General features: G+C 63.8%; 8 protein-coding genes, 1 tRNA gene and 1 pseudogene. 8 read left to right on the forward strand and 2 right to left on the reverse strand.

What is annotated here, in order from left to right:
* The first annotated feature begins 186 nt into the window (after positions 1–186).
* From NAO55_RS01820 to NAO55_RS01840, 5 genes are all read left to right on the forward strand, one after another.
* Entirely contained in the window at positions 187–738 is a 552-nt protein-coding gene (locus NAO55_RS01820; RefSeq protein WP_102839392.1) for a TRAP transporter small permease subunit, read from the forward strand.
* Complete coding sequence (locus tag NAO55_RS01825; RefSeq protein WP_102839391.1) at positions 731–2,107, forward strand: TRAP transporter large permease; 1,377 nt, start codon at positions 731–733, stop codon at positions 2,105–2,107. Before NAO55_RS01820 ends, NAO55_RS01825 begins: the two co-directional genes overlap by 8 nt.
* Before the next feature lie 90 nt (positions 2,108–2,197).
* Positions 2,198–3,403, forward strand: a complete 1,206-nt coding sequence (locus tag NAO55_RS01830; protein WP_102839678.1) for a methyltransferase — start codon at positions 2,198–2,200, stop codon at positions 3,401–3,403.
* 97 nt (positions 3,404–3,500) lie between these two features.
* A tRNA-Thr gene (locus NAO55_RS01835) sits at positions 3,501–3,576 on the forward strand.
* Positions 3,577–4,330: 754 nt separating this feature from the next.
* Positions 4,331–4,966, forward strand: coding sequence for a hypothetical protein (locus NAO55_RS01840; protein ID WP_102839390.1), 636 nt, complete (start codon positions 4,331–4,333; stop codon positions 4,964–4,966).
* A 64-nt stretch (positions 4,967–5,030) separates the two neighbouring features.
* Here NAO55_RS01840 and NAO55_RS01845 read toward each other — a convergent pair whose 3' ends face one another.
* Positions 5,031–6,086 carry a phage portal protein gene (locus NAO55_RS01845; protein WP_102839389.1) on the reverse strand — a complete coding sequence of 352 codons (1,056 nt, stop codon included), beginning with the start codon at positions 6,084–6,086 and terminating at the stop codon, positions 5,031–5,033.
* A complete protein-coding gene (locus NAO55_RS01850; protein WP_033996967.1) occupies positions 6,086–7,840 on the reverse strand; it encodes a terminase ATPase subunit family protein in 1,755 nt (584 codons plus the stop codon). Before NAO55_RS01850 ends, NAO55_RS01845 begins: the two co-directional genes overlap by 1 nt.
* Positions 7,841–7,989: 149 nt before the next feature.
* Between NAO55_RS01850 and NAO55_RS01855 the strand changes: the two genes are divergently transcribed.
* From NAO55_RS01855 to gpM, 3 genes and pseudogenes are all read left to right on the forward strand, one after another.
* The gene (locus NAO55_RS01855; RefSeq protein WP_102839388.1) at positions 7,990–8,850 is read left to right on the forward strand and encodes a GPO family capsid scaffolding protein; all 861 of its coding nucleotides are present in this window, start codon (positions 7,990–7,992) and stop codon (positions 8,848–8,850) included.
* Between the two features lie 30 nt (positions 8,851–8,880).
* Entirely contained in the window at positions 8,881–9,888 is a 1,008-nt protein-coding gene (locus NAO55_RS01860) for a phage major capsid protein, P2 family (protein WP_102839387.1), read from the forward strand.
* Positions 9,889–9,891: 3 nt separating this feature from the next.
* A pseudogene (gpM, locus tag NAO55_RS01865) lies at positions 9,892–10,599 on the forward strand (phage terminase small subunit); the annotation flags it as partial.
* Between the last annotated feature and the right edge of the window lie 185 nt (positions 10,600–10,784).

Raw genomic sequence — 10,784 nt, forward strand, 5'->3', positions numbered from 1 at the left:
GCTGGCTCGCACGGCGAAACCTGCGCCGGAAATGCATACGCCACTTCGGGCTCGACTAACATTAGAGCCTCCGGCGCCTCAAGCCTAGCGCATAAGCTAAAAGTCGTAGGCCGATTGCTGCAACGCGCCAGTGCTGCAAGAATCGACGCCTCCCGCCAACCTTGCGTCTACTAAGAAGGACTACCAATGTCCCAGAGCCCCCCGCCCCTGCTGCGCGTGGCTGGCCTCATCGATGCGTTCAACATGCGCCTCGGCCAGCTATGTGCCTGGATCACCCTGTTTCTCGTCATTGGCACCGCCATCGTGGTGGTACTGCGCTATGGCTTCGGCATCGGCGCAATCGCCCTGCAGGAAGCGGTGATGTACGGCCATGCGCTCGTTTTCATGGGCGCCGCCGCCTGGACCCTGCAACGCAACGGCCACGTCCGCGTCGACATCTTCTATCAGAAGTTCAGCAGCCGCCGGCAGACCGCCGTCGATGGCCTCGGCCATCTGCTGTTCCTGCTGCCGGTGTGCCTGTTTCTCGGCTGGAACAGCTGGGATTACGTCAGCAGTTCCTGGGCGACGTACGAGGGCTCCAACGAGTCCGGCGGGCTCAAGTTCGTCTACCTGCAGAAGAGCATCATTCTGCTTCTGGTCGCCAGCCTCGCCCTGCAGGGCATCTCCGATCTGATCAAGGCCGGCTACCGCCTGGCCGGTCGCCTGCCTGAAGCAGAGCAGGAGGTGAAGCATGGGTGAGATCATGGCCATCCTGCTGTTCATCAGCATCTGCTTCGCCCTGATGTCGGGTTACCCGGTCGCCTTCACCCTTGGTGGCATGGCACTGCTGTTCGCCGGCATCGGCGTGGTCACCGGCTCGTTCGACGTGGGTTACCTGCACGCGTTACCGAACCGCATCTTCGGCATCATGAACAACCAGACGATGCTGGCCGTGCCGCTGTTCGTCTTCATGGGCGTGATGCTGGAGAAATCGCGCGTTGCCGAAGACCTGCTGGAATCGATGTCGCGACTGTTCGGCACCCTGCGTGGCGGCCTGGCGATTTCGGTCTGCGTGGTCGGCGCGCTGCTCGCGGCCAGCACCGGCATCGTCGGTGCCACCGTGGTCACCATGGGCCTGCTGGCGCTGCCGACCATGCTGCGTCGCGGCTACGACCCGGCCATCGCTACCGGCACTCTGGCCGCCACCGGCACCCTCGGCCAGATCATTCCGCCCTCGATCATCCTGGTTCTGCTCGGCGACGTGATGTCCAGCGCCTTCCAGCAGGCACAGCTGAAGATGGGCATCTTCTCGCCGAAGACCGTTTCGGTCGGTGACCTCTTCGTCGGCGCGCTGATTCCAGGCCTGGTGTTGGTCGGGCTGTACATCCTCTACCTCATCGCCGTGGCGATATTCCAACCGAAGAAGCTGCCGGCGCTGCCGCAGGAAGAACTGGGTCCGATCGAGTGGGGCAAGCTGATCGGTGCGTTGCTGCCACCGCTGGCGCTGATCACCGCGGTGCTCGGCTCGATTCTCGCCGGTTACGCCACCCCAACCGAGGCTGCGGCGATCGGTGCACTTGGCGCGACCGTGCTGTCGATCGCCAAGGGCCAGCTGAATTTCGCCCAGCTCAAGCAGGTCGCCTTCGGCACCACCGAGATCACCTCGATGGTGTTCCTGATCCTCATCGGCGCCTCGCTGTTCTCCCTGGTGTTCCGTGGCTTCGGTGGTGAAGCGCTGATCGAGGATGCCCTGCACTCGCTGCCTGGCGGCGTGCTTGGCGCCTTCCTGGTGGTGATGCTGGTCATCTTCCTGCTGGGCTTCATCCTCGACTTCATCGAGATCATCTTCGTGGTGGTGCCCATCGTCGGCCCGATCCTGCTCGCCATGGGCCTGGACCCGGTGTGGCTCGGTGTGATGTTTGCGATCAACCTGCAGACGTCATTCCTCACCCCGCCGTTCGGCTTCTCGCTGTTCTACCTGCGCGGCGTCACGCCACGCAGCGTACCTACCAGCGTGATGTACAAAGGCGTGCTGCCGTTCATCATGATCCAGATCGGCATGCTGGTGGTTGCGTACATGTGGCCGGGCCTGGTGACCTGGCTGCCGGAACAGGTCTACGGCAAGTAGTTCGACACAACGCCCGTCCTCGACGGGCGTTGTGCTTTATGGCAGGCGCTCCCGCTACAATCGGCGCCTGTTCATATGCCGGCCCCGCCGATGTCCGCCGCCCCCAACCTGCTCGAGCGCTTCCAGGCGCTGGACCGCTTCCTCACTGCGCACCAGTCGCTCTGGCGGCCACGGCCGTTCGTCTGCCACACGCTGCCGTGGGAAGCCGAGCACCCCGAGCTGGCCGCCTGGCTGCGCGGCCGCTCGCTGGCCGATGCCGAGGCCGTACACAACCAGCCAACGACACTCGGCGCACCCGCGCCTTTTGCTGAACTGGCGGACCTCGCCGACCAGCTGAGCCACCTCGACGCGTTGCCCGCCGGCGAATCGTCAGCCATGGACCATCGCCACGCGGTGGACGTGCCAGGCCGCAAGGCCCTGCAGATTCAGGCCTTCGGCGCCCGCCTACGGTTCGCCGAAGCACCGACGCACTGGCTGGACTGGTGTGCCGGCAAGGGCCATCTCGGTCGCTATCTCGCCCGCAATGGCGCCGCGCTGACCTGCCTGGAATGGGATGAAACGCTGGTGCAGGCAGGCGCTCATATGAGCGAGCGGCTCGGCATCCCGGCCCGGCACCGCTGCCAGGACGTGCTCGCAGCTGATGCTGGCGATCAGCTACAGGCCACGCACACCCCCGTCGCGCTGCACGCCTGCGGTGATCTGCATGTACGCCTGCTGCGCCTGAGCGTTGCCAAGGGCTGTCGCCAGATCGCCATCGCCCCCTGCTGCTACAACCGCACCCGGGACGAGATCTACGTGCCGCTCTCCGAAGCCGGCCGGGCCACGGCACTGCAACTCAGCCGCGACGACCTCGGCTTGCCGCTGAGCGAAACCGTCACCGCCGGCGCGCGCGAACGGCGCAATCGCGACCAGTCGATGGCCTGGCGGCTGGGCTTCGATCTGCTGCAGCGGCGCCTGCGCCAGCAGGACGACTATCTGCCGACGCCCTCGCTGCCGAGCGCCTGGCTGAAGAAGGACTTCGCCGACTACTGCCGCGACCTGGCCGCCCTCAAGCAACTGCCCGCCCCGGGCGAGCAGGACTGGGCCGCACTGGAGCGGGCCGGCTGGCAACGCCTCGCCGAGGTACGCAATCTCGAACTGGTACGCGGCCTGTTCCGCCGCCCGCTGGAACTCTGGCTACTGCTCGACCGCGCCCTGCTGCTGGAGGAGCACGGCTACCGCGTGCGCCTCGGCACCTTCTGCCCCAGCGAACTGACGCCGCGCAACATCCTCCTGCTGGCCGAGCGCTACCGATAACGCGCAAATGTGAAGCGGCCTGAATAAGCCAGCGCAAGTGACCGTCAGCTAACGGTTTACTCGCCGCCCGCAATGGATATAATGGCGACCCTCACTTGCCGGTATAGCTCAGCTGGTAGAGCAACTGACTTGTAATCAGTAGGTCCCGGGTTCGACTCCTGGTGCCGGCACCACGAATACCAAGGCTTCCAGCCCTATAAAGGCTGATGCCGACGCAGGCTAGCGTAACAAGCCACGTAACAAGCAGAACCGTCGCGTACATGCGCACGCGCCCCACACGTGAGGCTGTTTTCTCAGGTAGTGGGGGGGTCTGCAAAAAGAGTAATTTCCGTAACATCGACCGGGAAACGGGCGCAAAGCCCTGATCTGCAAGACTTTTCCGGCGATGGCAAAAGGTAACTTCCAAGTAACATAAAGGTAATCTGGTTACTCTTTTATAGGGTGATATCGGGCCTCTAAAAAAGCCTTCAAAATCAGCAGCTTATAAAAAATTACCTTTTTGATTACCTCTAGGTTACCTCCCTTTGTAATCTCAGACCCCCCGAACGACGCGGCCTCTAGGGTCGGTCTGCAGGCAGATTGCAGAAATTACTCTTTCTGAAAATCGCCCCCCATAAGCCCATACCCCGGACACAGCTCGGGAGCGTCCAGAACCGCTCTTCCTGCAGGGAAACGCAGGGTTTTGCTCTACCTCATACCCATCCACCAGCCCACTGCCTGGGCCGCGTACAGCTGTCCGCAGGCGCGCAGAAAAAACGACACATTTAGCCCGGGGGCGTGGCGGGGGGACGAGCGCGCGCGCCGGGTCCGGTTGGAGATTGCAGATGCGGGCGAGTGAGGATATTGACGGAGACCATTGCCGGTTCGACAGTGGGCGAGCAGTTAGCCAAGATGGCCTGACTGCGCTCTAGGAAGGAAATAGCAACCATGAATGAGGCGGCGATCACCTACTTCAACCGGGCCCAACGGATGCTGCTGGACCTGCACATTTCGATTAACACGCAACTGGAGATGCAAAAGGGGCTGGAAAACTCACGGCACTCAAACGAAGAGACTTTGGCTTTGTTCGAAGGCGTGACCGATGCCGGCCACAGGTTGGATCGCACCCGGATGAAGCTGCGCGGGAATCTGAACGGCCTGGAGACAGGAGAGGTGCTGATTGGTGTAGCAGCAGGAGCGATACTCCAGATTGCTAAACAAGCACTCTCGATGGGATATGAAGACCCGCTAAATAGGGCGCCTGCGGGCAGATCGGTTTCATGTAGTTGCGTTAGGGACCTGATCTGGCACGGCCGGAATCAAGCCATGCACTACGAAGATACGCGTCTGGAACCGGACCTAAATTCAGACGGCAAGGTGATCGACCGCCGCTATCGCAGCTCATGGGTTGAGACGTTCCGAAAACTGCATGAGAAAAATCCAGACCGCTTCCAAATGACTCACCCTTTCCGCTCTCTTGCGAAAGATGTCCTCGACGCGCTTGGGTGGACCGATGACTACTCGAAACTAGAAAATGATATGAAAGTCCTGTTGCGGGTTGCTGCGACGCCACTGCACGGTTGACGCGAGTGCTACCGAAACCACTTTGCGCCTCTCCGAGGCGCCGGTGTGCAACGCTGTAGTCAGCTTACGCCTGCGCCGGTACCTCATACGGCTGGAAGCGCACCACCTCCTCCCCCAGCCAGTCATTGATCTGCCCCAGCCGAGCCTGCTCCGGCTCCAGCTCGTTGACGGCCCACACCTGGGACGCCTCCCGGATCGATCCGAAGCCCCCAGCGTTCTGCGGTACGACGCCCATGAGCTGGGGCGGGATGCGCAGCATCGCCAGCTGGTCGTCGCGGCTGATGTTCTTGATCGCACCGAAGTCGTCCTTCGCCGCCACCTCACTGATCGGGATCAGCTGCAACCCGTCTTTCTTGCCGTTCGGCGCGTACATGAACAGGTTGCGGAAGTTGCCAGGGCCCTTGCTGTTCTTCATCGCGTTACGTAGGTCGGTGACGAAGTCCTCGTTCTGCGCCGCGTCGGTCATGTACAGGATGAAGCCGGCATGGCTGCCGTTCTGGTAATACTTGCGGCGAAACAGCGTGGCGCTCTCGTTGAGCAGCGCGCTCTGCAGGGCGGGCAGCCATTCCGGCAGGCCGTAGACCTCCTGGTTGATATCCGCCACCCGCAGGTGGCAGATGCTGCCGGTCTTGAACTCGTGCTCGTCCTTCCAGCCGCGCACCTGGTAGTAGGTCGCAAGGTCGGTACCGCGCCGCATGTACTTCGCCAGGCAGGGCTGCAGGCCGATCGCCTGGCGCAGCATGTTGTCGCGCTTCTCCAGGTACAGGTTGCCCGACCAGCCCCAGTCCATGACGATCTGCTCGAAGGCCGCCCGGCTGAGCAGCCGGTGCGGGATGAAGGTGCGGGCCAGCGCGTTGCGCTTGAAGATCAGGCCCGACTGTAGATAGACGCTCGCCTTCGACGACTTCGCCAGCCCGTCCAGCGAGACCGGCGGCTCGTACCAGCGGCCATTGGCCCAGCATTCCAGGTAGTCCAGGATCTCGCGGCCATCGAGCACTGGCATCGGATCGCCAAAGGTGAAGGCCATCGACTGACCGCCCTCACCATTGGCCAGCACCTCGCCCTCGCGCACCTGGTCAGTGGTGGCCACCTGCTGGTTACGGTTGCGACGTTTGCTCATCAATAAATCTCCATGATGCCGGTGTTGGCCACGGTCTGGCCCTCCAGCGGCTCGTTGTGCAGTGCGTGGAAAAGCGCCCAAGCCAGATCGGCGTGGCCCGTGTGTTCGTTGCGCCCGGCGGTATAGGTGAACTGGCGCCCGCCCGGCGTAACCGTCTTGCGGATGGCCATCAGCGACGACGCCAGGTCAGTCCAGCCGGCGTCGAACTCCAGCCGGCCCTTGCTGATCACGTCCCAAGCCTTCATCACCAGGCGCGTCTTCACCTCCGGGCTGTAGGAGAAGGTCTTCAAGCCCGGGAAGAACTGACGCACCAGCTGCGCCACCGCGCTGCCCAGACCGGTGGTGTCGATGCCGATGTAGGTCACCCAGTAGCGGCGCGTCACCTGGCGGATCGTCTCGGCCTGTGCGTTGAAGTCCATCCCGCGGAACTGATGCCGCTCCAGGACGCGAAACTTGCCGCCCGGTACCAGCGGCGGCGCCACTACGATCAGGCCGGCGGAATCGCCAGACTCGGCCGGGTCATAGCCCACCCATACCTGCCGATCGGCAAACGGCCGCATGGCCATCGGCTGGTAGTCCGTCCACACCGACCAGCTGTCCACCATGCACGGCTGCAGCAGATTGAGCGGGAAGATGCTCGCCCCGTCGTCGACGAACTGGCACATCAGCAGGTTCTGGAAGGCCGCCGCGTCGTACTCCAGGCGCAGCTCGTCGATATCGAACAGGTCGCAGCCACGCTCCTCGGCGTCCAGGATGGTGACGATCTGCCGCCAGATCCGGTCCTCGCACAGCCGCCCCTGCTGCAGCACGTCGTGGCTCACATCCAGCTTGAGATGCTTGGCCGCCGGCTTGCCCTTGTTGAAGCGCTCGCCCGTCCAGAACGAATAGGCCTCGTGTGCCATCGAGCTGGGCGTCGAGAAATAGGTGCGCCGGTATTGCTTCTGCATGGCCATGCCGCTGGCCACCTTGTTCAGCTCGTTGAACTTGAACGTCCAGAAGAATTCGTCGAAGTAGAAATTGCCGTGATAGCCCTGGGCGGTGCGCGCGTTGGTGCCCAGGAAGTGCATCTCGGCGCCGTTCGGCAGAATGATCGGGTCGCCGGTGAGTTCAACCCCGACCGTGTCGCGGGCGAAGGCCTGGATATACGCCTTGAAGATATGCGCCTGCGCCTTGCTGGCCGACAGGAAGATCTGGTTGCGCCCGGTGGTCAGCGCATCGATCAACGCCTCGCGGGCGAAGTAGAACGTCGCGCCGATCTGCCGGCTCTTGAGGATGGCCCGCGTGCGCTGGTTGCCCGCCCGGTACCAGTCTTTCTGATAGTCGAAGCATCCGTCGAGGAACGCCTCGACGAGCTTCTCGACCATCTCCTCTGTGATGTCGTTGCGCTTGGGTTTACGCTTCTCCCCGGCGTTGCGCTTGGCCAGCTCAGGGTTGAGGTCGGTTTCGGTACCGCCGTCCTGGTAGCGCTGGATTCGGGCCTGCCGCTCCATTTGCCGGTGGAGCAGGTCGATCTCCTTGTAATCCGAGCCGCTCTTCGGTTCCTTGAGTATCAGCTGCACCAGTCGGGCCTCGGTGGCCGCCTGGATGCGCTCCAACGGCGTAGCCCGGTCCCACTCGTCCCGGGCCTTCCAGCTGTGCAGCGTCTTCTCCTTCTCGCCGAGCAGCTCGGCGATCTCGCAGACGCGATAGCCCTGCCAATACAGGTGCTTGGCGTGGCGGCGGTGATCGGTAGGGAGTTCGACGATAGCGTTCATGGCGCCGATGCTGCCGCTCGCGCGCGCGAGCCCCTACCGGCGCGTCCTGTATCGCTCTGTCCTACACGCCAGCCGCGTTGCCGCGCCCCCGCCGGGTGCCGACCATGCCCTCAACGAAAGGCCCATAGCCCCGGATTGAGGAAAGCCCCATGGCCGCAAACAACCCCACCGCCAAGAAGTACCGCAGCAAGTTCTTCCGCGTCGCCGTCGAAGGCGCCACCACCGACGGCCGCACCATCGAACGTCAATGGCTGGTGGATGCTGCCGAAACCTACAACCCGAACACCTACGGCGCCCGGGTCTGGCTGGAGCACTTCCGCAGCCTACTGCCGGACGGCCCGTTCAAGGCCTACGGCGACGTCGTCGCGCTGAAAACCGAAGAAGTCGAGATTGCCGGCAAGAAGAAGCTGGCCCTGTTCGCCCAGATCGAGCCGACCGCCGACCTCATCGCCCTGAACAAGGCACGGCAGAAGATCTTCACCAGCATCGAGATCCGCCCGAAGTTCGCCGACACCGGTCGCGCCTACCTGGACGGCATCGCCGTTACCGATACCCCGGCCAGCCTGGGTACCGAGATGCTCACCTTCAGCGCCCAGCACCCCGACGCCAACCCCCTCAAGGCACGGAAGAATGACCCGGAAAACCTGTTCTCCGAGGCCATCGAAGTTGCCCTCGAATTCGAGGAAGTCACCGACAGCGAGAGCAAGGTCGCCGGCCTGTTCTCCCGTGTGATGGAAGCCCTCGGCAAGAGCAAGGATAAAGCTGTCAAGGACGACGCCCAGTTCTCCGAGCTGACCGAAGCGGTTGAGGCCCTCGCCTCGCACGCTCAGGAGCAGGGCGAAGCCTTCACCGCAGAACAGACGGCTCGCCAGGAGCTGAGCGCCAAGGTCGACAAGCTCGAAACCGAGCTGACCGACCTGGTCACGCGCCTCAGCGATACCGAGGACCACAGCCAACAGCAGCGCCCGCCCGCCACCGGCGGCGACGGCAAAGCCTTGGCCAAGTTCTGACCCATCACCAGCGCCCACTCGGAGCACACCATGCGTAACGAAACCCGAATCGCCTACAACGGCTACCTGGCACAGGTAGCCAAGCTGAACGGCGTCGACAGCGCCGCCGTCAAGTTCAACGTCGAGCCCAGCGTGCAGCAGAACCTCGAGACTGCCATCCAGGAATCCACCGCGCTGCTCGGCCGCATCAACGTCATCGGCGTCATGGAGCAGTCGGGCGAGGCCCTGCTGCTGGGCGTCAACGGCCCGATCGCCAGCCGTACCGACACCGCAGGCGGCAACCGCCGTAACCCTGGCGAGCATCAGGCTCTGTCCAAGGACGACTACACCTGCAAGCAGACCAACTTCGACAGCGCCTTCCGTTACGTGCTGCTCGATGCCTGGGCCAAATTCCCGGACTTCCAGACCCGCCTCACTGCGGCCATCGCCCAGCGGCAGGCCCTTGACCGCCTGATGATCGGCTGGAACGGCGTCTCCGCCGCCGCGGCCACCAACGCGGCAACCTACCCGCTGCGCCAGGACGTCAACATCGGCTGGCTGCAGAAGATTCGCACCAAGGCTCCGGATCGCGTGCTCGACGAAGGCGCCACCGTTGGCAAGGTCACCGTCGGCGCCGCCGGCGACTACAAGACCCTCGATGGTCTGGTCTTCGATGCCGTCCAGATGCTGGACCCGTGGCACCGCAGCCACCCTGACCTGATCGTCATCGTCTCGCGCAACCTGATGCACGAGAAGTTGCTGGCCGCGGTCGAGAAAGGCGCCACCTCCAACCAGGAAGAGAACGCCGCACAGGAGATCGTCACCCGCGCCCGGCTGGGCGGCCTGCCGATCGTCGACGCCCCCTACTTCCCGGATGGCACCGTGCTGGTCACCACCCTGAGCAACCTGTCGATCTACTGGCAGGAAGGCGCCCGCCGCCGCCACCTCAAGGACGAGCCGGAGTACGACCGCATCGCAGACTACCAGTCCTCCAACGACGCCTACGTCGTGGAAGACCTCGGCCTGGTCGCCCTGGTTGAAAACGTAGAGAAGGTCTAAGCCATGAGCCTGACCCTTGCCCAACGTAACCAGCTGCGCAAGCGCGCAGCCCAGGAGGCGGCAGCCGCCGCCCCCGCCGCGCTAATGGATGGCGCTACCGGCTATGAGGTGATGCTGGCCAAGCTGCAGCAAGACCAGTTCCGCCTCAAGCAGGTGCAGTCCACGGAAGGCAAGGCGAAGCTCAAGGCCGAGCTGCTGCCGGATTACGTCCCCTACATCGAGGGCGTACTCGCGGCAGGCCAAGGCGCCCAGGACGACGTGCTGGTCACCGTCATGGTCTGGCGTTTCGACGCCAGCGACTTCGACGGCGGCCTGCAGATCGCCGAGTACGTGCTGCGCCACCAGCTGGTGATGCCGGATCGCTTCAACCGCACCACCGGCTGCCTGGTAGCCGAGGAAGTCGCCACTGCCGCGCTCAACGCCCAGAAGGCCGGCAAAACCTTCCCGCTGGTGACCCTCAACCGCACCGCCGAGCTCACCGCCGACCAGGACATGCCAGACGAGGCCCGCGCGAAGCTGGTTCTCGCCCAAGGACGCGCCCAGTTGGCCCATCTCAACTACGACGCCGAAGCGCTCACCCAGGACGAACGGGCCTGGCTGCAGTTCGGCATCGACCTGCTCAAACGCGCCATCGAGCTGCACAACAGCTGCGGTGGCAAGAAGGATCTGGAGCGCGCCGAGCGCCTCCTCAAGAAACACGCGGAAAGTGCGCCTACCGATACCGGTACCGACGAGCCCCCGGCAGACGATCAGCCCCAGCCCGACCAGGCCAAGGGCGCCGAAGCCGACCAGGGCGCTCCGGATGCCAGCACCGGCACCGGCGAACCCTCCGCTAACTGAGCGTCCCCACGCACCCGGCGGCTCGGGGCGGATCGACAGGTTTTCTCCTTGGCCTA

Source organism: Stutzerimonas frequens, assembly GCF_024448335.1.
Taxonomy (GTDB): Bacteria; Pseudomonadota; Gammaproteobacteria; order Pseudomonadales; family Pseudomonadaceae; genus Stutzerimonas; species Stutzerimonas frequens.